This is a genomic window from Alteromonas antoniana (assembly GCF_019249295.1).
Taxonomy (GTDB): Bacteria; Pseudomonadota; Gammaproteobacteria; order Enterobacterales; family Alteromonadaceae; genus Alteromonas; species Alteromonas antoniana.
The window spans coordinates 48894-73566 of the sequence record NZ_JAESDH010000004.1 but is presented as its reverse complement, the minus strand read 5'-3'; the positions used below and the strand labels follow the sequence as shown (position 1 = coordinate 73566).

Sequence of the window (24673 nt, the reverse complement as noted above, 5' to 3'; positions counted from 1 at the left end):
ATTCAACCTGCGAACTAATCCAGAGGGAATGCCAGGGTAAAACAACTTCCCTTGCCTGGCTGACTCTGTACCGATAATTTACCGCCGATTGACTCCATGTAATTTTTTGCGTCATACGCACCAATGCCCATTCCGGCATTCCCTTTCGTGGTATCAAAAGGGGTGAATAACCGGTTTTCTATGAAGGCTTTGTCCATGCCACAACCGGTATCTTCTATCATCACCAGCTGGCGATGACTGGCATGGTCCACATGCAGCAGAATTTCCACCTTACCACTGTCGTCGGTGGCCTGCTGCGCGTTACTGATCAGATGATACATCACGTTAGCCAGTTTATCCGGATCAACCACTACCGCCGACTCTTCAGTGCAGTGCATCACGGGTGTTGGCTGATAACTCTGACAACGCGTATCAATGACATTCTGGATGAGACCAGATAGCATCTGCGCCTCATCCCGGCCTGCTTCTTCCACCTTTTTCTCTGTCAGCTGGCGCAACATTTTATCCATTCGCGCTTTGGTATGATGCAGCGTTTCAAAGGTATCTTCAATAAACTCAGGATTATCTTTGTGCTGCTCCGCATTCGCCAGTATCAGGTCGATTTGGGCAAGCACGTTTTTCAAATCGTGCAACACAAATGCTGACATGCGGTTAAACGCCGCAAACTGCGCGTTCTCAGCTACCGCTCTGGCGGCCTCATGGTGATATACAAATGTCGCAACCTGATCGGTCACCGCTGTCAGGTAGTCGCGCACCTCCCAGTTCAGCGAGACGGCTTCTTTCTCGCCAGCATCGAGTAACGCAAAACCCCAGACAGCATCGTCGCGGAAAAAGGGAAGGACAATTTGAAACTGACAGTCGCGAATAGCGCCGCGATCCAGCACCAGATTTTCATAATTGAACGGGGTTATCTGATATTCGTCAATATCAATCAGCCAGTTGGTTTGCGCACAGTATTTGGTCAGAGACGACAGCACCTGCCTCTCTTTGTCACTAAGCGGCTGCGCATTAACATTGGCGATTTCATCGAACTCGCCGTTGGTCACTTTTACCAGCCGCCCCTCGTCATAATTTATTGCCCCAAGCATGGCCTGAAGTGCATTCTGGTAAACCGTTACCGAGTCATTTGATGTGGATGACAGGGCCCGCGTGAGCTTTACCCACTCAACCCGATAGTCATACTGGTTAGCAAAGAAGTGTTTGGTGATAAACACCTTTACCCGAGTGCGAAAGGCATTGGATAGGAAAAGCGTGATTAACAGGACCAGTGACAGGGCGATAAGAATGATCTGTACCGTCGCCCCCCAGTTCCCGCCCAGATAGTTGATAACGTAACCAATCAGCGCCATCACAAACAGATAGGCGCCGGCCACCAGCAACAATGAGCTGTGCAGCACTACATCGCGGGAAATAAAAATATCAACGCCCCAGTGCTTGATTCGCCGGATTGCCACAATAAGCAGTGGCATTAGTAACAGATAAATATATCCCCGGGCGGCGATGTATCCGACTTCAATCTGGCTAACCATGGTGGCATTGGCATAGGTCACAAACTCAAACAGGTGCGTAGCCCCCAGATACAGCACCAATGGTTTATAGGCCCATTGATTATTCCCCGACTGACGGTACATAACTTCAAGCAGGATGAGCACTTCCAGTGCCAGCACCGTTTGTAGCAAAAAGCGCCATGCTGGTGCCAACGGCACCAGATTGGGAAGTAAAAGGGTCACCACAGGGGGGATAAGGATAAACAGGGTTGCCGGGCGCTTTAGCACCTGCCATATATCATCAAAGTTATCCTGCAGACAACTGGCCAGAAATAGCAGCCACACCAGTTGTTTAATGGCGTCGGCTGTCAGCAACCCGGTTAGAGTCAGCGGTCCGAAAACCGTAGACACCATACTCAGAGACCACCCCATGGTGGTCATTGTGGCGAGAACCAGCAGATATTTTGCCAGGCCGGACTTACGTACGGTAAACAGCAATAACAACAACACCAGATAGGCCAGGCTGTTTAATCCGTATCCTATATCCGCAATCATAGATTCCCTTTACTACCACACACAGCGCACTGTCACTGTGAACTCTGATTATTGTCAGCGCTTCTGAATTACCAGGCTTCCGATAGAATAACCAGCACCGAATGAACACAATACGCCGACATCGCCTTTCACCAGATCTTCATGATTCAGACCAAAGGCAATGACCGAGCCGGCAGATGCCGTATTCGCGTATTCATCCAGCACTATCGGTGCTTCATCCGCAGTTGCGTCCCGCCCCAGAAGTTTTTTGCAGATCAGCGTATTCATATTGATATTAGCCTGATGCAGCCACCAGCGCCTGATATCTGACGCCGTCAGGTTGTGACGCTCAATGTGTTCACTAAGATGATCTGCTGCCATCGGACATACATCTTTGAACACGCGTCTCCCAGCCTGATGAAACAATTTGTCCGGGCCGTAAGGATCCACATCCTGAGCGCGTGTCATATACCCAAAGTTTGAACGGATATTGCTCGAATATTTAGTAACGGCTTTGGTGCTCAATACATCGTAAACGTGTTCGGCATTGGCCGTTTCTGCATGTTCCAGTACGGTGGCGGTAGCCACATCACCAAAGATAAAGTGGCTGTCACGGTCGGTATAATTGATTTGCGGTGACACCAATTCGGGATTGATAACCAGTACACATTTCGCATTGCCTGCACACAACATCTCGTAGGCGCGATGCATCCCGAAGGTGGCAGCAGAACACGCAACCAGCATATCAAACGCAAAGCCTTCTATACCGAGCGCTTCCTGCACCTCTATCGCGATAGCCGGATACGCACGCTGCGTGTAAGCACAGGACACGATGACGGCATCGACATCGCTGGCGTCTTTATTTGCCGCGGATAATGCTTTTTTCGCCGCGGCCAGCGCAATTTCTGCCTGGTGCGACAACGCATCATCCGGTCTGTCGTCAATCAGCGGACGCATTCGATCAATATCCAGCGCCCCCGCTTTCTGATAAATATAGCGCTGTTTTATGCCTGACGCTTTTTCGATGAACTCTGCACTGGAGTAGGGCTTGGCGTCGATCTCACCAGCCTCTATGGCCTGCTTGTTGTCGTCATTGTAAGCGTCAACCCAGGCGTTATAACTGTCTACCAGTTCCTCATTGGTAATGCTGTGTTCCGGAGTCCATATCCCTACTCCGCTTATCACAATCTGCTGCGACATTTGATTACTCTTTTCATTTTAATGGGTAGATTGGCTGCGTTTTACGCAGTCCGGGGAGCCTTTCAGGCAACTCCCTTTTCGCAGTCCTGCTTAGCTTCAAAAGCAGACTGTTATCGTGCCCTTAGCTTAGCCTTTTGCGCAGCAAAAGTCATGAAAACAAAAACGGCGCCGAGGGCGCCGTTTTTATCTGTATTGTGCGGAAGGTTAGTTAACCGTGATTTGCCACACCGATACCGTTCCGCTTACTTCGTTACCGATCAGCAGTAGCGGCATGTCTGACGGGCTGTCTTCGGCACTGACAAACACCAGGCTTTCCGGTGCCAAATCGCCAATAACATCGCCAGCAGTCAAACCTTCTGTCAGGTTGCGGTTAATGGCGTATTCGGCAAACTGGACATCATAAGGGTTGGTAATATCGTAAACAAAAATACCACCCATGCGCTCTGTACCTACAAATGCGTAAGTACGATCGCCAATCTTACCAACCGTAACGGCTTCTGGCTCAGGGCCTTTGTTCTCTGAGCGAGAGTCACCTTCGTTTTCATCATCGCCATTGTTAAACTGCGCACCGTGAACAGACGCGGTAATGCGCTCAAGGTCATCGCCAGAATCAAACACAACCAGACCGTTTTGATCCCAGATAGTGAAAGAGCGAGCGCCATAGGTGTAAGCAGCATCATACTCACCATCACCATCTGCATCCCCCATTCCGGTCGTTACACGCAGATCATTCGCTTCGCCGTTCATCTGCAGGTCTTCCAGCATTGAGCCGGCTTCGGCCGTCAAATCTTCCACTTTCACTTCGTCGGTGTAAGCCAGGCAGTCGCCTTCATCGAACTCCAGACCACCGGCAGCGAGACATGCAGCTTCGTCATCCGCAGCGAAAATATACTCACGCGCATCACCCTCATTAGCCGTGATCAGGAACGTCGCCCCTTTCCATGAATAATGCGAGATCGTGTCTGGCTGGTAGACGCCATACAGGCCTTCATACTGGCCAAAGCCGACCATGCCATCTTCCTGGACGTCAATACTGTAATCTGACCAGTCTTTCACTCCCAGACCAATCACTTCTACCGTCAGTTCTTCCAGGTCCAGAACGGCAACGCCGTTATTTTCCTGAAGCGTGATGTAAGCAGTATCGTTGGTAGTGGTAATGTATTCTGGCTCTAAGTCCTGAGCAACAGTCGCGGTGATGGCTACACCATTGATCGTGCGGCCTGCAGGATTAGGGAACATCATGCCCTGCGCCATTAGCTCAGCTTCCATGCCATTGTAGGCTGTGAAATCAACCATTTGCGCAGATTCAGCAGGTTCATTGCTGGCCAGAATATCGATAACAGAGACCGAGCCTTCAGGATCGACTGTGTAGTCATTGCTGGGCTCGCCTTCGTTCGCTACCAGTACTTTGCCGCCATCCGGCGTGAACGTCACCATATCTGGCAGAGCACCCACCTCGACGGCATCCAGATAAGCTGGTGCGCTTGCATCAAGGCCGTTGTAGAACAGCACGTAGCCATTGTCGGTTTTCGTTGCAGCAGGTACCGCGACAGCCATCAGATCGCCGCTAACAGCGATGCTCGTCAGACTGCCAAGCGTCACGCCGTCCACGTCGGCAGGCAGAGTAATACTGGTTGCGGTCAGGTTGGTCGTGTTGATGGGGTCTACCATCGCTTCTGTTGGTAACGTAGATGCCGCAATCACCGCTATCGTGTTATTGGCGCCATTGGTAGCATAAATAGTTTGTGTGCCGGCATGGAACTGTACGATTTCAGCCGCACCCTGCGCCCCCAGGAAACTGCGCGCGACGATATCCATAGAAACACCCAGTGACGCATCCTGACCATCTGTGCCGTCAGAACCATCCTGACCAGGTTCACCCTGTTCGCCTTGCGGGCCAGCAGGTCCCTGTTCGCCTTGTGCACCATCGTCACCGTCAAGGCCACAACCGGTGAGAGCTGCAGAAATTAGTAGGGCGAGAAATCCATATTTAAACTTGTTGTGGGCGGCCATTTGCTTTCCTTTTTCAATTTTCGTTTTTCTATCATTACCTAACCACAGCAACGAATATTGACAGCGGTATAGTCAGCGAGAACACGTGATTTGAGGATCACGCTGAATTAATGTAGAGCCAGTTTATGACACAAATATTAAATTAGCAAAGGCCAAAACTTGTCCGATTTCTCATACTATGCAACAGCTTATAAACAATCATCGAAACCATAGATTTACGGGACAAGGATATCCCGTGTCGAATTAACACCGGTAACAGGGACAGCCTTATTAAGCTGTGACACTGTCGAGGTTATCTCCACAGAAACCTGGATAGGATTATTGTGTTGTTTCCGGCACATAGTCGTACAGGTAAGGGTCTTCACATTCAGCATGATCGACAGGTGTAATAAAAACATCACCAGCCACCCTCACCAATACGCAGTCACCGGTCACTGCATCGCTGTCCTCAACAATTGCCAGCACTCTGTCGCCGTCAATGGCGTTTAACGCATACTCATAGCCGGTTCTGTTACCTTCAACAGCAGCGGTAAAAATACCGGCAATAGCACCGCCAATGAGGGCGGCAACAAACATCTCGTCACTGTTGCCGTCTACCGCTTCCAGTGCGCCGATCGCCGCGCCGCCCAGCGTGGCCTCCCCGACATAAGATTTGAACTCAACTTCTTTTACATATCCCACATAAGCGTAAAACTCAGTGACAAACTGATTTTTTGCATGTTCCGGAAGCGCATCTTTGCTGGCACATCCACTTAGTCCGGACAGTAACAGAACCGCAATGGCTGCGCTCCATGTGGATTTTTTTAAATACGATTTCACTTTTCTTTCCTTCTTCCCTATTTCCTGCAGTCACTTTGCGCGGACAAAACTGAATGCAGGCTTAATTGCACTGTGGATTCGCTTTCAAAGCGCGATGTTCTGTGCCGTAAAAACATCAGGCTCTAGTCCACTCCAAATTACATAAGCGGTAAGGATACCTTTTTCCTGCATTTCGTAGTGTAATATAAGGTGTTACAGATTGTTGCAATCTCATTTTGCCTTTGTGGCGATGCGTGAAACCGATCAGTCTGCCTTAACGGCAGGTGATCACGACTACAACTAAATTGGTATACATATAACGCATCTGGCTACCTGCCAGCCAGGCTAAAAAAATTAGCTCGAGTGGGTTTACACGCTGCACTCAGAGACGACTTCAAGGAGAAGGACCATTACCATGAAATCCAGGATCACAGCCGCTATTGCCGCTACTATCTCACTCACGATAGCCGCCTGCGCCACGTCACCGACAGGTCGCAATCAGGTGTTACTTTTTTCTGACCAACAACTCAGCGAGATGGGAACTCAGGCATTCAGTGGCATGAAAGAAGAGCTGAAAATCTCTGACAAGCCGGTACAAAACCGTTATGTAGAATGTGTTGCTGATACGCTTACGGCCCTGGTTCCGCAAAATGTATATAGTGGCCAGTGGGAAGTCGTCGTGTTTGATGATGAACAGGTTAATGCCTTTGCGCTGCCTGGCGGTAAAATCGGTGTATACACCGGTTTGCTCAATGTCGCAGAAAACCAGCATCAGCTAGCCGCTGTTATTGGCCATGAGATTGGCCATGTAATTGCTGAACACGGCAATGAGCGCATGTCTCAAAGCACACTTATTAATATGGGAACACAGGCGGTGGGACAGGTTCTGGCCGCGAATGAAGTCTCGCAGACCGGCCCCATCATGGCGGCCATCGGACTGGGCGTTCAGGTTGGTGTACAACTGCCCTTTAGCAGAACCCATGAATCGGAGGCCGACCTCATTGGTCTGGCATTGATGGCCCAGGCAGGCTTTGACCCCCGTCAGTCCGTGAACTTGTGGCAAAACATGGATGCAGCCAGCGCAGGCCAACGTCCGCCAGAATTGCTGTCTACTCACCCGGCCCCGGACTCACGTATCAGTAACCTGCAGGCAAACATGAATTCCGCCATGGCTGACTATCAGGCCACGTCGCGTCGCCCGGATTGCCGATAGCTACGAGTTTTTTCCTTCTTGCCTGCCACCGGTGTCTGAAACTGATTTCCCGACTGGCAGGCAAGTCTCTCATCTGAATCTCCAGGCACGCCGTCTTTTCTGATGACAACGGCTTTTGTTTTCGTACTCAGCCTGATTGCATCTCATTTTATGTCAACAGTGTGGTAAGCCATCATCGCCCAAACCGACAATACTCTGTCGCCTTCCCTGACACTAACAGACAGCACGACGGGCTGGTATCAGACAATAAAAACGCCACTATAGTGTGGCGTTTTTATTTTCAGGATGGATTTCGCGATTACTTGCTTTCGCTTTGTTCCTCATCCTTATGAAAATGCACATCCATTTGTGGGAACGGAATGGTAATGTCTTCCTCATCAAAACGAAGTTTCACTTTTTCCGTGAAATCCCATTTGACTGCAAAGAAGTCAGCTGCATTCACCCAGGGGCGAACAGTGAAGTTGACGCTGCTATCAGCCAGTTCAGACACCGCGACAACCGGCGCCGGTTCATCCAGAATACGCTCATCGGCTTCACACATCTCAAGCAAAATTTGCTTGGCTTTCAACAAGTCAGAGTCGTAACCAATGCCCACAACCATGTCTACACGGCGAGTTTCTTTCGCAGAGTAATTAGTAATGTTATCGCTGTAGATTTTACCATTAGGAATAATGATTTCTTTATTGTCAGGCGTGGTCATCGTGGTAGTAAAAATACCGATTTTCTGAACTGAGCCCGCCGTACCGGCAGCTTCCACGAAATTGCCCGCTCTGAACGGCTTGAAGACAAGCAGCATCACGCCGGCAGCAAAGTTCTTCAGTGAATCCTGCAATGACAAACCAATCGCCAGACCCGCAGCACCCAATATAGCGACTAATGAGGTGGTATCCACGCCCAGTTCGTCCAGCGACGCTACAATTACGAACAGCATCAGCACCGCGCTGATAATTGACTCCAGGAAATCAATCAGCATCTGATCATATTTTGATTTCGCCATAAGACGGCGGAAAACACTCAACAGCAGTCCGATAACAATACGACCAACAATGAATATAATCAGCGCCATGGCAATGTTTATTCCCCATGGGATGGCATATTCATTTACATAGCGTTCTATATCTTCAGCAGAAAATAGCGAGAGGCTCTCTTCCATAACGGTTCCTTGAAGTTGTGATGGGGGGTAGAAGTTTTTTTAAATTATCAGCAATTATGAGTGTAACCAATGACTTTTTGCAACTTAGAGGTCATACCAATGCATGGCAAGGTTCTGGATAATCAAATTGTGAACAGAAATATCAATAAGCAGCAGCCCGCTTGATGTAAAGACGTGATATTGCCAGCGGATTATTTTACCGGTGAACCGGCGTAGAAACGCATCCCCCTGAAAGTCAGTTGCTGGTAAGGACGCTATAAATTGTCGCACTACCGTAACATGTCTGTCATGAAGCGCAGGTAGTCTCATTGCCGTCGGATATACCTGCCCGATATCACCGAGTTCTTTCGTACTTTTGAATGAGATAGGCTGGAAAAATTACCGTTTTACGCTATCATTATGCAGCGTCTTTTCACGACGTAGAGAAAACCATTATTATTTGGTCATACATCTACATCAATTGTCGTTGTTGCTGCAGTGAAGCATGCATGTTGACAGTTGTAATGGTCAAGACTTTTGCGGTTCCAGCTAATATTTTTAAAGGATTTGAAAATGTTATTTTTAACTGTGTTATTCGTGATCGTGCTTTTGCTACTGGCATTCGCGTTAACGAAAGATAGAGGCCAGAATACGGTTTATGCCAGAGGTAAGGGTAAACCTGAAGCTAACCGGCAGACGCTGCCGATAGCCCGTCTCACCGAAGACACTGATACTACCCTACAGGTAAACTAACTTTGTGGTAGCCGGGCGTTCCTGGCTACCATCCTCCCCTCCCTAAGAAAACGGCTATCCCTACAACCGCGCTTTCCGCAATTCAATACAGCGATTGAAAGAAATGCTCCTGGTGGAAAAACGGCTACCACTCACTGCTGCTTTGCAACGGTAAACGCAACGACCCGGTGAGTCGCCACAGACTTATCCGGATTTCCCCTGGCACCGAAATTTACTGATTCGCTACTGCATTATCTCTCTGATCGCTGTAGCCATCTATACATCACGCATCAACTTGGTATCATACGCGCACCTCCGAAGCCACCAATACACCTGTCATGCGCATTCCAAGAATCTACCACTCCGGCCACATTACCCTGGATGAAGAATTTCCGTTAGACGACGATGCTGCTCATCACGTTGCCAATGTTCTCAGGTTAAAAGCCAATCATCCGGTCGTGTTGTTCAATGGAGACGGCAATGAATACAGCGCGCAGTTGATTAGTGTCAGCCGCAAGCAGGTTATTGTAGAAGCCGACGCCGCACTGGCTCTGGATAAAGAGTCACCGCTACCTATTCATTTAGGTCAGGGCGTATCTAAAGGCGACAGAATGGATGTGGTGCTACAGAAAAGTGTTGAGCTTGGCGTCACTGAGATCACGCCATTACTTACCGAACGTTGCGCAGTAAAACTGGATGAAAAACGCTGGCAAAAGAAACATATGCAGTGGCAGAAGATCATCATCGGCGCATGCGAGCAGTGCGGCCGCAACACCATACCTGTACTTCACCCGCCTACACCGCTTGCCAGCTGGATGGCAATCTCCACCGATGCTGCCAGGCTGGTACTCGCACCGGGGGCGGAAAAACCACTGGCAAGACAACCCTATCAGACAAAAGGTTTTCGTCTGTTAATTGGTCCTGAAGGCGGCCTCTCAGAACAGGAAATACATCAGGCCAATGAGACAGGTTTTACGTCTGTCAGCCTGGGCCCCAGAGTGCTACGCACAGAAACCGCAGCACTTGCCAGTTTAAGTATTCTTCAGGCGCAACACGGCGATATCTGACATTGTTGGTACGAGTGCCGCGCACATCAAATCACAGACGCTGCCGGTAATGCCGGCTCCAGGTTCGCCGCACGTTGCGGCGTTATACTTCGTTTGGCAATAACGTACTCACTCTGTGGTGTGCCGCTGCGCAACAGCAACTGATCGTCTGAGCAGTCAACCGCAACAATATTTGACCTTCGGGCAGGTTGATTTTCCTAAGATCAACGCCATAGTTAGAATTATCAAAGAGATGTAACGGTAATCTCCGTGCTACCGGCAGGTAAACACGCCTGATTTGTCCGTGTAGATAAACAACCTTCAATCCAGCGACTCACCGGCGTGCAACTCCTGCCGCGGTAACGAGACTTTCAATACAGAGAGCAGTGACATGACGTATTCCGTAGGGATTGTGATGGATCCCATCGCAAACATTAAGCCACACAAGGACACCAGTTTTGCCATGATGCTTGAGGCGCAGCGACGAGGTTGCGAATTGCTCTATCTTGAAATGGGTGATTTGTTTCTCGATAACGGCCGCCCTATGGCGCGGGCAAGAAGTGTGTCGGTAGTGGATCAGAGCGATAATTTTTACACGCTGGGAGAGCCTCAAATCAGACCGCTTGGCGACATCAATGTACTGATGATGCGCAAGGATCCGCCTTTTGACAGCGAATTCCTGTATGCTACACACATGTTGTCGCTGGCTCAGGACGAAGGCGCATTGGTGGTTAACAACCCTCAGGCGCTGCGTGATTTTAACGAAAAGCTGTTTACTTCATGGTTTCCCGAGCAAATTCCCCACACGGTAGTAACCAGCAGTGCGGCGATAGTCCGCGATTTTCACGCCCAACATCAGGACATCATCTGTAAGCCGCTGGACGGAATGGGTGGTGCATCGATTTTCAGAATTAAGCCCGATGGCAATAATCTGGGCGTAGTAATAGAAACACTCACTCAACATGGCAAACGCTATATGATGGTGCAGGAGTATCTTCCGGAAATTAAAGATGGCGACAAACGGGTGTTAATTGTCGACGGTGAGGTAGTGCCCTACTGTCTTGCCAGATTACCCGGCAAAGGCGAAACCCGCGGTAATCTTGCTGCTGGCGGTACAGGCAGGCCGCAGCCAATCAGCGACAGCGACAGAGCGCTGGCCGAGACCATCGCCCCGATGCTGAAAGAGAACAATATTTTATTTGTTGGTCTGGATGTTATTGGTGAGCGGATCACAGAAATAAACATTACCAGCCCCACATGCGTAAGAGAAATAGAAGGTCACTACGATATAAATATTATGGCCATGCTATTTGATGCCATTGAACGCAAACTTGCCGCCTGACTGGATAGCTGAAGGTATAAGGTGAAATATGACTGAATTAAAGAGTCTGCAAAACCATTTTCTGATTGCAACGCCGTCACTGGATGACGCGTATTTCTCGCGTTCGCTTACGTATATTTGTGAGCATAACGCAGAAGGCGCGATGGGCCTGGTTATTAACCAACCCTCAACGATGACACTAAAACAATTGCTTGAGCAGACAGACAAAGACATCACTGTTGCCGACGAAAACGCGGAAAAGATTATCCTGGCCGGAGGCCCGGTAAGTCAGGAGCGCGGGTTCGTACTTCATACTGACCAGTCCGGCTGGTCTTCAAGCCTGGCGCTTGCCCCGGGGATCATGGTAACAACGTCAAAAGATATTCTGTCAGCCATTGGCACGCAACAAGGACCTGATGAGTCCATAATCGCATTAGGCTATGCTGGTTGGACCGCCGGGCAGCTGGAAAAAGAGATGCAAGAAAATGCCTGGCTGACGATTGAGGCGGACGAAGAAATATTATTCAAGACGCCGATCCACGAAAAATGGCAGGCTGCCGTCAATAAGCTCGGTATCGATGTTTGGCAACTGGCGCCGGGAGTCGGGCATGCCTGAGACAGGTCAGCGTACCGTTTTGACATTTGATTTTGGCACCAAAAGTATCGGGGTCGCGGTGGGTCAGGAAGTGATAGGAACCGCATCGCCGTTAGCCGCCCTCAAAGCGCGCGACGGTATTCCGGACTGGGACAAGATTGAACAGCTTTATCAGGAGTGGCAACCTGACATTGTCATAGTCGGGCTTCCTTTAAATATGGATGGTACCGAGCAGGACATGACGCAGCGTGCCAGAAAATTTGCGAATCGACTACACGGACGTTTTCGGATTAAGGTAGAAACCTGCGATGAGCGCTTATCCACCGCCGACGCGAAAGCTATCTTGTTTGAACTAGGCGGGTATAAAAAGCTCACTAAAGAAAAAATAGACAGTGTTTCTGCCTGCGTCATTTTTAATGCGTGGATAGAGCAGCAATACGTTTAAGCGTAATTACCGCTGTCACTGATTTATTTCTGGCAACGCAAACGGCTTCACGAACCACACAGATTTGCTTTTCGCTGTCAGGCCTCCGTGCGAGGCTGCTCACACTGCCAGCACACCTCAAACGCCTCGCCGTTGATCTCTTTGCACTCAGTACATTGCCATGGCCCACTATCGATGGATGATGAAGCGGGCGTCGGCAGCGATGCCAATACTGCCTGTGCTCTCGGAAACCAGTTTTCATCGACTATCCAGATTTCCTGCTGGCTGTCCTGCCAGGGCAGCTCGCCTATCGCGCCACTGGCAAACTCGTTTTTCACCAGATAAGGGATATCTCTGACATCCAGTTCGCTGCGCACAGACTGAAATAAAAAGCGGTCTTCTGAAGCGTAAAGCTTTCGCATACTACTTAGGGCCTGCTGACGTTGGGTGTTCATTTTTGCAGCGAACCGTTTGCAAGTCGCTGCCCTGTAGGTGATTCCTAAGCGCATTTTGCGCTACATTGCTCGTCATTCGCCATGTCATACTAAACCACAATCCCTGTGTCTTGCCCGCAATGCGCGTAAATTGCTCAAAACTCGTACACCAAACATCAACAGACTGGTATTAATCCATGTCGATAGAAACGTCTGATAGCGTTCCCAGGCTTGATCCTTCATTAGTATCCAGTTTAATCATCAAGCGCAGATCGTTCGGAGAATCGGCATGGTGCAGCGCCTGATCCAGCTCGATTTTGCCGGCTTTGTACAGGTCATACAGCGCCATGTCAAAGCTCTGCATGCCCATCTCCTTGCCCTTTTTCATCGCTTCTTTCAGGCTGCCAATTTCATTGCGCTGAATGAGGTCTGTCACCAACGGCGAATTAAGCAAGATCTCAATCGCTGCTACCCGTCCCTTTCCATCGCGGGTTGGCACCAGTTGCTGCGCCACGATAGCACGGATGTTCAGACTTAAATCGAAGCGCAGTTTGTCGTGCTGATCTTTCGGCGCCAGGTGCATAATACGTTCAATGGCCTGATTCGCGTTGTTGGCGTGCAGTGTTGCCACACATAAATGGCCCGTGTCGGCAAACGACATGGCATATTCCATGGTTTCCATAGAACGGATTTCACCAATCAGGATCACGTCCGGGGCCTGACGTAGTGAGCTTTTCAATGCGTCGTCAAAGGTCTGAGTATCCAGCCCGACTTCCCGTTGGGTAATTACGCAATTGCGATGCTCATGGACGAATTCGATGGGGTCTTCAATGGTAAGGATATGCCCGTGAGAATTCTGGTTTCTGTGACCAATCAGTGCTGCCAGTGAGGTCGATTTACCGGTTCCGGTTCCCCCCACAAACAATACCAGGCCACGTTTGGACATGATGATATCTTTCAACACTGGCGGCAGTCCGAGATCATCGACTCGCGGGATCTGCGTGACGATGCGACGAATGACCATACCCGCCTGATCGCGCTGCCAGAATGCGGAGCAACGAAAGCGCCCTACCCCATCCCGCGCGATAGCAAAGTTACATTCCCGGCTGTTGTGAAACTCATTCTGCTGCTTCTCGCTCATCGATTCATGTACCAGCGATAGAGCCTCCTCTTCCGACAACGGCATATCTGTCAGCGGCGTTAGCTTACCGTTGATTTTCGCGCTCACCGGAAACCCGGCAGTCACAAAAAGGTCAGAAGCAGACTGCGATACCATTTGTTCTAAAAACGTATCCAACATGGTGAGGCCCCTTAGAAGTTCGTCTTCTTATCGATGGCCTTGGCCGCCGCATCCTGCTGGGTAATCACACCCATCGCGACAAGGCGCTGTAAGCACTGGTCCATCGTCTGCATACCATGAGATTGTCCGGTTTGGATAACCGAGTACATTTGCGGCACTTTGTCTTCACGAATAAGATTTCGGATTGCCGGGATCCCAACCATGATTTCATGTGCAGCAACACGCCCACCACCAATTTTCTTAAGCAGCGTTTGTGAGATGACGGCGCGCAGCGACTCGGAAAGCATCGAACGTACCATTGATTTCTCCTCCGCCGGGAAAACATCAATAATACGGTCAATCGTTTTTGGCGCTGAGTTAGTGTGCAGGGTACCGAATACCAGATGACCGGTTTCCGCAGCAGAGATTGCCAGTCGGATAGTTTCCAGGTCACGAAGCTCACCCACCAGGATAACGTCGGGATCTTCACGCAGTGCCGAGCGCAATGCGTTAGAGAAACTGTGAGTGTCGCGGTGAACTTCACGCTGGTTCACCACACTCAGCTTGTTGTCATGAACAAATTCGATAGGATCTTCGATTGTCAGAATGTGCTCACGCTTATGCGTGTTGATGTGGTCAACCATGGCCGCCAGGGTAGTACTCTTACCTGAACCGGTAGCGCCAGTTACCAGCACAATCCCCGTGGGCTGATTGATAATCTCTTTGAAAATCTGAGGGGCACCAAGCTCGTCCAGCGTTAATACGTTGCTGGGGATGGTACGCAGTACCGCCGCTGCACCACGGTTTTGTAAAAATGCATTCACACGGAAGCGGGAGAGGTCTTTCACTTCGAAAGAGAAATCCACCTCAAGGTTTTCCTCGTATTCCTTGCGCTGCTTGTCGTTCATAATCTCGTACACCAATGCGTGTACCTGCTTATGATCAAGCGCAGGAACGTTCAGCTTTCGCATTTCGCCATCAACCCGAATTATCGGCGGTAATCCTGCCGTCAGGTGTAAATCCGAGGCGTTATTTTTGACACTGAAAGCCAAAAGTTCGGTAATATCCACAACCACTTCTCCCACTCATTAGGTGAATAATGCAAACAATAGCAGAAAGACTGAAATCCGCCCACGCGCGAATTGAAAACGCCACTGCCAATGCTCATCGTCCACCAAATTCTGTGAAATTACTAGCCGTATCAAAGACCAAACCGGTATCTGATATCAGGCAAGCGTATGACGCCGGACAACGTTTGTTTGGCGAAAATTATGTACAGGAGGGAGTGGAGAAGATTACCGAACTGCAGGACTTAACTGACATTGAATGGCATTTAATAGGCCCTTTGCAGTCAAACAAAACCCGCGTTGTCGCAGAGCATTTCGACTGGGTGCAATCGGTGGACCGCGAAAAAATCGCGCGGCGCTTACATGATCAGCGTCCTGAAGGTTTGCCGCCACTGAATATCTGCATCCAGTTAAATATCGATGATGAAGCAAGCAAATCGGGTATTTCGGCTGACGCACTGCCGGCACTCGTGGACACAATAAGTCAGATGGACAGACTGGTACTGCGCGGTCTGATGGCAATTCCCAGCGCTGATGCGTCAGAGGCGCAACAACAAAAAACGCTGGCCCAGCTTCACGATTTGTTCGCCCGATACCATACAAAGCTGACCAATTTTGATACCCTGTCCGTAGGAATGAGTGGTGATGCAGAAGCTGCTATTGAAAACGGCTCGACCATGGTCAGGATCGGTTCTGCCATCTTCGGTGCCCGCGAGTAAAGCGCCTTTGGTCATCATATTGGTTTAAACAAAGAAATAGGGTATCCATGCAACAGAAAAAATTAGCATTTATCGGCGCAGGTAACATGAGTCGCAGCATTATCAGCGGCCTGATCCAGTCTGGCTACGACAAGGACCGTATCCTTGCCAGTAACCCGTCTACTCCGAAACTGGATAAGCTAAAAGAAGAATTTGGAATCCGAACCACCCAATCTAACGACGAAGCCTGTGACTTTGCCGATGCCATTGTCCTTGCTGTTAAGCCGCAAATCATGGGCGACATGTGTGCGGAATTGCAAAAAAATAACGACCTGTCAGATAAGTTATTTCTGAGTATTGCAGCAGGGTTGCCGGTTAGTCGGCTGCAGGCCATGCTGGGCGGTGACTACCCGGTTGTGCGTATTATGCCAAACACGCCAAGCCTGCTTGGTAAAGGCATGTCAGGCATGTATGCCGACAGCACCGTATCTGACGAAAACCGCCAGTACGTAGACGATGTGATGGGCAGTGTGGGCGAAACCGTGTGGGTTGAAGAAGAATCTGGTATCAATGGCGTGATTGCCGCCGCAGGCAGCAGCCCGGCCTATTTTTTCCTGTTCCTTCAGGCCATGCAGGAAGAAGCCATGAATATGGGCTTTGACAAAGCGTCGTCCAGAGCCATGGTACAGCAAGCGATGTTAGGCGCTGCAGAAATGGTTTGTCACAATCAGGACCTTGAATTAAGCGAGCTTCGGGCCCAAGTTACTTCTAAAGGCGGAACTACAGCTGCAGCCGTCAACACGCTGATTGATGAAGGCCTGCAGGAAACCGTATCTAAAGCAATGCGCGCGGCCGTGGCCCGTGCAGAAGAAATGGCTAAACAGCTTTAACCTTTCAGGATGTAGCAAGCATGAGCGCAACGGTATTTCTCGTCAGTACCTTATTTAATCTGTATTTAATGGTCGTGATTTTGCGACTGTGGCTACAAGTGGTGCAGGCGGATTTTTATAATCCCCTGAGTCAGTTTGTCGTGAAAGCAACCCACCCCATTGTGGGGCCGTTGCGCCGGGTCATTCCCTCTATTGGTCGCTTTGATACCGCGACCTTTGTGCTTGCGCTGGTGGTAGCCTGCGCTAAAATTTTCACCCTGGCCATGATGCTTGGTGGGGCAATTAACCCACTAACACTGGTTATTGTCGCCTTCTTTGATGTCATAAAAGAAACCTTATCCCTGATGTTCTGGGTACTGTTGTTGCGCGCGATTCTAAGCTGGGTCTCACAAGGCCAGTCGCCGATAGATTATGTTTTACATCAGTTAACCGAGCCGTTTCTGGCACCAATTCGCAAAATTATCCCGCCTATTGGTGGCCTGGATTTATCAGTATTGGTTGCGATTATTGTACTTCAGTTTCTACAATTACTGATTCAGGACACCTTTGGGGTGTTTTAATCCGGTAGTAAAGAGGTAGCTATGACATTACTGCGTCAGTTAGCGTGGGTTGGAATGCTGTTAATCACATTCCCGGCTCTCGCTGAACAAAAGGAGAGCCTTGGCGATTGGGACGTGCATTACATGGTTGTGAATACCACGTTCCTTACCCCTGAAGTGGCTTCAACGTATGGCATCGTGCGCAGCAAATATAATGCGCTGGTAAACATTTCCGTGCTGGATAAAGCCTCTCACAAAGCGCAGCGCCTTTCGGTATCTGGCGAGGCTACAAACCTGCTGGGTAACACGCGGGATTTGTCATTCAAAAAAGTAGAGGATGGCGACGCCATTTATTATCTCAGCGTGCTGCCATTTCGCGACCAGGAAACTTTCCGCTTCAATATCGAAATACGAAAGAATAATGATAGCGAGACGCTGCGGTTTAAGCAGCAAATGTACACCGACTAGCGAGCCTGTTAGCTATGCTGCCAGTATTTTATACTGAGTCCGGCTTGAGTTTGTGGCGCGCCACGTTGGTGAAGCGCCTCACATCTCAGCTGGCATTTTAAATTTGTTGTGCTGTCGCGTAGCAGGCATAAACCAAATCCGACATAACAGCGCTACCCTACCGTGCTACAACCATTCTATCTGCTGGTTCGTTTCCAGATGACGCTGCGCAATCAGTTGTTGCAAATCGATTACATCATCCAGCGCGCGAATTTCGCGTACTGAGACAAACGGCTTTGCAGCGCGGTAATCTTCTACTTTTTGCAGATGCAATTGTAATATCTCTTCGGGAAACAAGCTTTCGGCAACAGGGGTAACCAATAAAGAGGTATTGCTGTGCTCATCTTCACCTGCGCTTTCTGTAGTGGTACAGAGTACTGTCCCATCCGACATTAATGACTCAAGTTCCGTGATCCGTATTGCGGTCTCCGGCAACAATGTTCCTTTTGCAACGGTAGAGGTTTGCGGATGCAACAGATAGCGCGTGAAGGTATGAAGATCGGTTTGTTCTGTCAGGCGTTCCTCTTCCAGATCGGCAATGTGCGAGAACCCCAATGCGCGGAACTCGAGCGTTAACTCCTGATAAAATGTGGCATCAAGGTGAGGGAATCGTGCTGGCGTCGTGATCCTGAAAGACTGGCAGACTTCGCCACCCTTCACGCCGGGCTCCTGCCCGAGAATATGAAACTCCTCCCCGGAACTTACCGGCTTTGTCGCAACAAGTCTGCCACGATAAAGCAATACCTGCTCGACCAGAGTTTCACAAAACGCCTGTGTTTCGGGGCTATCCTGTGTAAGCAACCTGGCCATGGAACACAACCAGATTTGCGACGACTGCGGCGTCACCTCGCTTTCGCATTCGAGTTCGGCTGTTACCGGGTCATTAAGAAAATATCCTGCCTGATCCTGGCAATGAAATTCGCAAAGAAACAGAAACATTGTGGCATTGTTATGATTCAGACCTGCGCTTTGCACAGTTTGTCTGATGTTCCGCAGTAGCGCTTCTGGGGTGGTGAAGCCCAAATGCTGCTCGCTCATGGCCAAGTCCTCACATCTGAAGCTGCAAAGGAAATCCTTAACAGCTTGTTGGCTACATAAACGATACTAATACACTACTAGTCAGGCTAAGGTATTACGATAGACACTTAGTGAGAAGAAACCATACCCGTTAGCCAGTGAGCAGCGCAAACGTCGCCGGCTTTTCAGAAGTGAATCAGAACTGGTCAAACATGATCTGGTTGCCATCAGGATCTTTCAGTACACAATGCCCAGGGCCACTGTCGCCTTTCACCGGCACATCGATGTTTATACCCTGCGCTTTCAGGGACGCCTCGACAGCCCGGACATCCGTAGGGTTGAAGGTAATGATGTTTTCATCAAACATGCCCTCAAACAGGCCAATCATGACATCTCCGTGCTTCATGATCAGCCATTTATCCTCCACCGAGCCGCATTCGGTCATGGCACTGAACCCCAGCGCTTCATAGAATGCTTTTGATTTTTCAATATCTTTGACTGCAAGGCTTAAAGAAAATTGCCCTAGTGTCATGCCAGCTTCCCTGTGTGAGTGTGAAAACTATTACTTTAGTCTACCGGTGCTTCTTTGCAAATCGTTCTTCAATCACACCAGAAATTATGCGGTCTGTCAGATGCCTGACTCGACTTAGCCTTTGCCTGACGATGATAGCTGGCGCGTAACCTTATCCAGTTTAGCGGTGGGATAGTGTCCACCAAGAGGAATTGCCCCAAGGGACTTAACCAAAGCTTTTCTTAATAATCGGGAAATCCTGAACCGGTTTCCAACGGTTCTGTTTATGTACCGCATCAGACACAGGTTATTGTAGGCAGGGCTTCGGTTACTGACCCGCTGGGGAAAACGCAATTTATCGAGGTTATGGCTTTTCTTATCACCAGTAACAATGCTGAGAAGTGCTTTTTGCAATTCACTTCCATTGACATACCCTTTACCGACCTGAATTTGATGAACCGGAGAGTCCGGGAAAGCCGCCCGCCACTTTCTCAGCCTGTATTGATAATCGTATCGTGACTTTGTATTTACTGACGCCAGGAACATATCAAAAGACTCTGTGTAAGCACGCGGCCCCTTCACCAGTTGAGCGTAAGCGCTGCGGATGTACGCTTTCTGATCGCGGAATGTGAAAACAAGTTCAATCCGCTTGAAGTGCCTGCTCAGCAGCGAGTGTAATCTAACCAGATGCCTGTCGCTTTCACATTGTGAATACAGATACTCTGATGAGGCAAATACTGAGGCATTCGGATCATCGCGCTCGATTTCACTGATGATCCGACCAAATTGTTGTGGATAACTCAGACAATGGGCTTCCAGTTCAGAACGGGAAAAGCAATGAAGTGTATTCAGGTAGTAATTACTGTTTTCAGGATAAGCACTGTAGCAGGCCAACTCCCAGTTGCGTTTAAAGACCAGACATTCAGGCGCCCATAAATGAAAGTCAGTCTTCAATATCGTACGATTATCGTGAACAAAATCCTGTACACTGGTTGTACCGGATTTTGGTGTTCCTATATGAAGATAGAGTGTCGGTAACATGATCATCCCTAACGCACAGATAACCACTTACATGCGCACAAGCTGAAGACATAAATTAAAATGAGCAAGACTGCCTTCCAAGCCCGGTGTGCTGGTAGCGAACAAGGTCCACTGCCAGTCCTTACTACGCTAACAATAATAAACCGGATTGTCTCTAATCAATAAAACGGGCAAACGCTATTTCGATAAAAAGTCTGTTAATGCCTTACTAAAACCGCTTTCATCACACCATGGATCGCCATGACCACAATCTTTGTCCAGCGTAACTAAGGTGGCATCAGTAAGCGTTGCCAACGCAATGACCGGTTCCGGCGTCACGACACGATCGTCAGCTCCCACTACTATCAGTAGCTTACCTCTTATTTGCTGTGCCGCCACAGCCATATCATCATTGAGGTTACGGGCAATATTATGTGTCATCATCGCCTGTGCCTGCCGGACTTGATCCCACGCTTTACCTGCTGATAACTGCATTTCACTAGCCTCTTTTTCTATAGCAGAATGCACCTCCAGCCTGCTGACATCCTGACTAAGTTTCTCTGGCACGCTTCCCAGCATCCCTATTCCGGCTAACGCTTTTTTTGGCTCCTCACACTGGCATTCAAGATACCAGCGAAGCAATGTATTGCGGGTAGACCACAACGCAATATCAAAAGAGGCCAGTCGCGGCGTACCGATAATGGCTGCGTAGCGGGAAGTCATATTCGGGTATTGAACAGCCCATTGAAGCGTTTGCATTCCTCCCATCGACAGTCCAGCTACAGCGTAAAGCTCAGAAAGTCCAAGCACCTCTGTAACCAGACGGTGCTGGCTTGCAACAATGTCGGCAATCTGAAAGCGGGGAAACTTCTCTTCAGTCTGAACTTTACTATTAGACGGTGAAACCGACACTCCGTTGCCAATAGCGTCGACAATGATGACAAAGAATTTTTCCGGGTCGATAAACCTGGTATCAGCCAGATACGCGTGGTTTTCTGAGTTGCCCCCATACCAAGTAGGAACAAGCACCGCATTGCTTTTGTCTTTATTCAGAGTGCCAAAAGTGCGGTAGCCAATTACACAGTTTTCTACACGCTCTCCACTGGCAAGAGAACAGAACTCGAAGGTGGCAAAACGCTGTTCCTGCGCACTGACAAGAAAAGACGCAGTTAGCGTCAACATCAAGAAAAAACCAAGATATAGCTTACAATGTGACGTCATTTGTTGCTCCTTGCTCCAATCAATCGAAAAGTGTCGTGTTGGCGCCTGCCTAGCAGACTTAATACCAACTCGTAATAATGTGTGATCAGCTCAGAGTGAGCACTCATTATTGCAGATTGGAATTACAGAGACGCCGGAAGATGTGCAGTTTCATTTTTCCAGGCGCTTTCATAGGCCGGACGTGAAAGTACCCGGTTGCTGTATGCCACGACGTTTTCTATACCGATTGGAGCAGACGCGCCTTTTGCCCATGCCAGTAATTGCCCCGCCACGATATCAGCAACTGTGAACAAGTCTCCGCATACAAATTCACTATCGCCAAGCATTTGTGAAAACGCTTTAAGTGCCCTCTCGAACTCCCAAAGCGCAGTGTCTTGCATGGCTTTAATCCGATACTGTTCGGGTAACGCAAAATCGTGCTTTGCCATGCTCCATAACGGCTGCTCCAGTTCGGTAACCAGAAAATGCATCATTTGTTCGAAACAACCTCGCCGATAGGTTCCCGGCTTGGGAATAAACTCTTCCATGCCATGCTTTTCAGCCAGGTAGGTAACGATGGCTGCGGATTCAGCGAGCGGGCCGTCTTCTGTTACCAGCAAGGGAATTTTAGCTGCCGGATTCAGCGTCCGGAATTGTGCAGAAAGGTGCTCGCCAGCGCGCAAATTGACGAGTTGATACTGATAGTCCAGCCCGAGCTCTTCGAGAGCCCACGCCACACGCACTGAGCGCGTTTTGGGAAAGCCATAAAGGGTGTACATCGGTCGCTCCTTGGAATGTTGTAGCAACCGATACTGTTTAACATCAAAGATATCAGGCCAATACACCCGGTTGTAACATGTCCCTGCCATCGTAATGCATGCGATTGCGCATCAATCATTACCGACAGTGCCGCCATGTTTCGTCGGGCCTTTAGCTTTCCTGATTTCTTAAAAAGACCAGTTCTGTTGCACTACTTTGTTCTTCGCTGTATCGGTAGCCGTCAACATCAAATTGCTTGAGACCTGCTACGTCACTTACGCGATTTTCAATAATATAGCGTGCCATACTTCCGCGCGCTTTTTTGGCAAAAAAGCTGATGACCTTGTATTGACCGTTTTTATAGTCTTTAAAATTAGGCGTCACGATCATGCCGTCAAGCTCACGCTTCTTCACTGACTTAAAGTACTCGTTAGACGCCAGATTCACCAGTACATTATCACCCTGCTCCGCCAGCGCTTCATTGAGTTTACTGGTAATATCACTTCCCCAGAAGGCGTACAGGTCTTTGCCTTTAGCATTGTCCAGCTTGGTGCCCATTTCAAGACGATAAGCCTGCATTAAATCTAATGGTCTGAGCACACCATACAAGCCCGAAAGAATTCGCAGATGAGACTGGGCATAGCGGGCATCGTCCTCAGACAATGAATAGGCATCCAGTCCGGTATAAACGTCACCATTAAAGGCATACATCGCCTGGCGGGCGTTATTATCCGTAAATGGCGTTGTAAATTCCGTAAACCGGTTGGCGTTGAGTGTTGCCAGCTTATCACTGATACTCATCAGCGAACCGAGCTCAGCAGGAGAAAGTTCCCGGCAACGCGATACTAATTTTTCAGCCTGACTGAGCATCTCGGGCTGCGTATAGTCTTTGACCGGCACGTCGGTCTCAAAATCGAGGTTTTTCGCTGGTGAAACAACAACTAGCATCATGACTCCTTATTCGTTACTGGCGCAAAGTATACCACTGACACGCATTGAGATAAGTGCGATCTTGCGTGGTTTTATAGATTGAGAGGTTCGCTCCGTCCGATTACGTATCAACACACGACGAAACTGTAATTTCCGATGGGGGTTTGATATAACTACGGTAATAAAAACGCTGGCAGTGTTACGTCTGTCACAGCACCCCCTACAGACATTAGTACAATAAAACTTTCCCTCGGTTTGCCCGTATGCAATCAGCAAACCTGAGCAACAACTATTGATTTACATCCAGAGTTAGAGAGAACTATGAGCAATCAGTTAGCAGCATTACGTGAAATCACCACCGTGGTAGCAGACACCGGCGATATTGAAGCCATTAAAAAGTATGAACCGGTAGATGCTACTACTAACCCTTCTCTGCTTCTTAAAGCAGCCAGCCTTCCTCAGTACAGCGTGCTGATTGACGATGCGGTAGCATGGGCAAAATTACAATCGAAAGATGCCGAGCAACAACTGATGGATGCATCGGATAAACTTGCTGTTGCCATCGGTAAAGAAATTTCTGACCTGATTCCAGGTCGTATTTCAACGGAAGTGGATGCGCGCTTATCCTTCGATAAAAACGCCACGATTGAAAAGGCCGAACGTCTTGTCCAGCTGTACGAAGATGAAGGGGTAGATAAGTCCCGTATTCTTATCAAAATGGCATCGACGTGGGAAGGGATCCAGGCCGCTGAAGAACTTGAGCAAAAAGGCATCAACTGTAACCTCACCCTACTGTTCAGCTTTGCTCAGGCGCGTGCCTGCGCTGAGGCCGGCGTTTACCTGATTTCTCCTTTCGTAGGCCGAATTCTTGACTGGTATAAGAAGAGTACGGGTAAAGAAGATTACACCTCAGAAGATGATCCGGGTGTGGTTTCTGTTACCAGTATCTATAACTACTACAAAGAACACGGTTATGACACCGTAGTTATGGGTGCAAGCTTCCGCAACATCGGAGAGATTCAGGCTTTGGCAGGCTGTGACCGCCTGACAATCAGTCCGCAACTGTTAGAGGAACTGGCAAACACCGACGCCCCGCTGGAAGCGAAGCTGGTAGACAATGGCGCTTCGAAGACGCCGGGCGATCGCATGACAGAAACAGAATTCCGCTGGGAAATGAACGAAGACGCGATGGCGACCGAGAAACTTGCAGAAGGGATCCGCAATTTTGCTGCCGACCAGAAAAAACTCGAAACTATGTTGAAAGAGAAGCTGGGTATATAATAATACAATATTAATATTTTAGCGTTTGACATAATGGAGTACTGAG

General features: G+C 49.1%; 25 protein-coding genes. 11 read left to right on the top strand and 14 right to left on the bottom strand.

The window, feature by feature from the left end; genetic code table 11:
• Positions 1-14: 14 nt before the first annotated feature.
• From prsK to JKP77_RS04395, 4 genes are all read right to left on the bottom strand, one after another.
• Positions 15-2042, bottom strand: a complete 2028-nt coding sequence (prsK, locus tag JKP77_RS04410) for an XrtA/PEP-CTERM system histidine kinase PrsK (protein ID WP_218309988.1) — start codon at positions 2040-2042, stop codon at positions 15-17.
• A 54-nt stretch (positions 2043-2096) separates the two neighbouring features.
• The gene (locus JKP77_RS04405; protein WP_218309987.1) at positions 2097-3221 is read right to left on the bottom strand and encodes a beta-ketoacyl-ACP synthase III; all 1125 of its coding nucleotides are present in this window, start codon (positions 3219-3221) and stop codon (positions 2097-2099) included.
• 204 nt (positions 3222-3425) lie between these two features.
• Positions 3426-5234, bottom strand: coding sequence for a choice-of-anchor I family protein (locus JKP77_RS04400; RefSeq protein ID WP_218309986.1), 1809 nt, complete (start codon positions 5232-5234; stop codon positions 3426-3428).
• A 318-nt stretch (positions 5235-5552) separates the two neighbouring features.
• A complete protein-coding gene (locus JKP77_RS04395; protein ID WP_218309985.1) occupies positions 5553-6053 on the bottom strand; it encodes a hypothetical protein in 501 nt (166 codons plus the stop codon).
• A 394-nt stretch (positions 6054-6447) separates the two neighbouring features.
• On the opposite strand from JKP77_RS04395, the gene JKP77_RS04390 reads away from it, so the two are divergent.
• Positions 6448-7245 carry a M48 family metallopeptidase gene (locus JKP77_RS04390; RefSeq protein WP_218309984.1) on the top strand — a complete coding sequence of 266 codons (798 nt, stop codon included), beginning with the start codon at positions 6448-6450 and terminating at the stop codon, positions 7243-7245.
• Between the two features lie 298 nt (positions 7246-7543).
• Here the strand turns inward: JKP77_RS04390 and JKP77_RS04385 are convergent, their stop codons facing one another.
• Entirely contained in the window at positions 7544-8398 is an 855-nt protein-coding gene (locus JKP77_RS04385; protein ID WP_218309983.1) for a mechanosensitive ion channel family protein, read from the bottom strand.
• A 552-nt stretch (positions 8399-8950) separates the two neighbouring features.
• Here JKP77_RS04385 and JKP77_RS04380 point away from each other — a divergent pair.
• From JKP77_RS04380 to ruvX, 5 genes are all read left to right on the top strand, one after another.
• A complete protein-coding gene (locus tag JKP77_RS04380; RefSeq protein ID WP_218309982.1) occupies positions 8951-9130 on the top strand; it encodes a hypothetical protein in 180 nt (59 codons plus the stop codon).
• A 317-nt stretch (positions 9131-9447) separates the two neighbouring features.
• Positions 9448-10176: a 16S rRNA (uracil(1498)-N(3))-methyltransferase gene (locus tag JKP77_RS04375; protein ID WP_218309981.1), complete on the top strand. Its 729-nt coding sequence runs from the start codon at positions 9448-9450 to the stop codon at positions 10174-10176.
• A gap of 370 nt (positions 10177-10546) precedes the next feature.
• Positions 10547-11497 carry a glutathione synthase gene (gene gshB, locus JKP77_RS04370; protein ID WP_218309980.1) on the top strand — a complete coding sequence of 317 codons (951 nt, stop codon included), beginning with the start codon at positions 10547-10549 and terminating at the stop codon, positions 11495-11497.
• Between the two features lie 28 nt (positions 11498-11525).
• Entirely contained in the window at positions 11526-12092 is a 567-nt protein-coding gene (locus JKP77_RS04365) for a YqgE/AlgH family protein (protein WP_218309979.1), read from the top strand.
• On the top strand, positions 12085-12516 hold the full coding sequence (ruvX, locus tag JKP77_RS04360) for a Holliday junction resolvase RuvX (protein WP_218309978.1): 432 nt from the start codon (positions 12085-12087) through the stop codon (positions 12514-12516). Before JKP77_RS04365 ends, ruvX begins: the two co-directional genes overlap by 8 nt.
• A 77-nt stretch (positions 12517-12593) precedes the next feature.
• On the opposite strand, the gene JKP77_RS04355 is transcribed toward ruvX, so the two are convergent.
• From JKP77_RS04355 to JKP77_RS04345, 3 genes are all read right to left on the bottom strand, one after another.
• Entirely contained in the window at positions 12594-12917 is a 324-nt protein-coding gene (locus JKP77_RS04355; RefSeq protein ID WP_218309977.1) for a putative signal transducing protein, read from the bottom strand.
• 202 nt (positions 12918-13119) lie between these two features.
• Positions 13120-14229 carry a PilT/PilU family type 4a pilus ATPase gene (locus JKP77_RS04350; protein WP_218309976.1) on the bottom strand — a complete coding sequence of 370 codons (1110 nt, stop codon included), beginning with the start codon at positions 14227-14229 and terminating at the stop codon, positions 13120-13122.
• 11 nt (positions 14230-14240) lie between these two features.
• The gene (locus JKP77_RS04345; protein WP_218309975.1) at positions 14241-15278 is read right to left on the bottom strand and encodes a type IV pilus twitching motility protein PilT; all 1038 of its coding nucleotides are present in this window, start codon (positions 15276-15278) and stop codon (positions 14241-14243) included.
• A gap of 29 nt (positions 15279-15307) precedes the next feature.
• Here JKP77_RS04345 and JKP77_RS04340 point away from each other — a divergent pair, with 29 nt between their 5' ends.
• From JKP77_RS04340 to JKP77_RS04325, 4 genes are read left to right on the top strand one after another with little or no spacing between them, the layout of a single operon-like run.
• A complete protein-coding gene (locus JKP77_RS04340; RefSeq protein WP_218309974.1) occupies positions 15308-15994 on the top strand; it encodes a YggS family pyridoxal phosphate-dependent enzyme in 687 nt (228 codons plus the stop codon).
• A 47-nt stretch (positions 15995-16041) separates the two neighbouring features.
• Positions 16042-16863, top strand: a complete 822-nt coding sequence (gene proC, locus JKP77_RS04335) for a pyrroline-5-carboxylate reductase (protein ID WP_218309973.1) — start codon at positions 16042-16044, stop codon at positions 16861-16863.
• Between the two features lie 20 nt (positions 16864-16883).
• On the top strand, positions 16884-17423 hold the full coding sequence (locus tag JKP77_RS04330; RefSeq protein ID WP_218309972.1) for a YggT family protein: 540 nt from the start codon (positions 16884-16886) through the stop codon (positions 17421-17423).
• Positions 17424-17444: 21 nt separating this feature from the next.
• Positions 17445-17870 carry a DUF4426 domain-containing protein gene (locus JKP77_RS04325; protein ID WP_218309971.1) on the top strand — a complete coding sequence of 142 codons (426 nt, stop codon included), beginning with the start codon at positions 17445-17447 and terminating at the stop codon, positions 17868-17870.
• 165 nt (positions 17871-18035) lie between these two features.
• On the opposite strand, the gene JKP77_RS04320 is transcribed toward JKP77_RS04325, so the two are convergent.
• From JKP77_RS04320 to yaaA, 6 genes are all read right to left on the bottom strand, one after another.
• Complete coding sequence (locus JKP77_RS04320) at positions 18036-18947, bottom strand: hypothetical protein (RefSeq protein ID WP_218309970.1); 912 nt, start codon at positions 18945-18947, stop codon at positions 18036-18038.
• Positions 18948-19122: 175 nt separating this feature from the next.
• Positions 19123-19458, bottom strand: coding sequence for a VOC family protein (locus JKP77_RS04315; RefSeq protein WP_218309969.1), 336 nt, complete (start codon positions 19456-19458; stop codon positions 19123-19125).
• A 114-nt stretch (positions 19459-19572) separates the two neighbouring features.
• Complete coding sequence (locus JKP77_RS04310) at positions 19573-20478, bottom strand: hypothetical protein (RefSeq protein WP_218309968.1); 906 nt, start codon at positions 20476-20478, stop codon at positions 19573-19575.
• Positions 20479-20655: 177 nt separating this feature from the next.
• Positions 20656-21678, bottom strand: a complete 1023-nt coding sequence (locus JKP77_RS04305) for an alpha/beta fold hydrolase (protein ID WP_218309967.1) — start codon at positions 21676-21678, stop codon at positions 20656-20658.
• 122 nt (positions 21679-21800) lie between these two features.
• A complete protein-coding gene (locus JKP77_RS04300) occupies positions 21801-22436 on the bottom strand; it encodes a glutathione S-transferase family protein (RefSeq protein WP_218309966.1) in 636 nt (211 codons plus the stop codon).
• Between the two features lie 151 nt (positions 22437-22587).
• Positions 22588-23364 (bottom strand): peroxide stress protein YaaA, encoded by a 777-nt coding sequence (gene yaaA, locus JKP77_RS04295; RefSeq protein ID WP_218310144.1) that lies wholly within the window; start codon positions 23362-23364, stop codon positions 22588-22590.
• A gap of 303 nt (positions 23365-23667) precedes the next feature.
• Between yaaA and tal the strand changes: the two genes are divergently transcribed.
• Positions 23668-24627, top strand: a complete 960-nt coding sequence (gene tal, locus JKP77_RS04290) for a transaldolase (protein ID WP_218309965.1) — start codon at positions 23668-23670, stop codon at positions 24625-24627.
• Positions 24628-24673 lie beyond the last annotated feature (46 nt).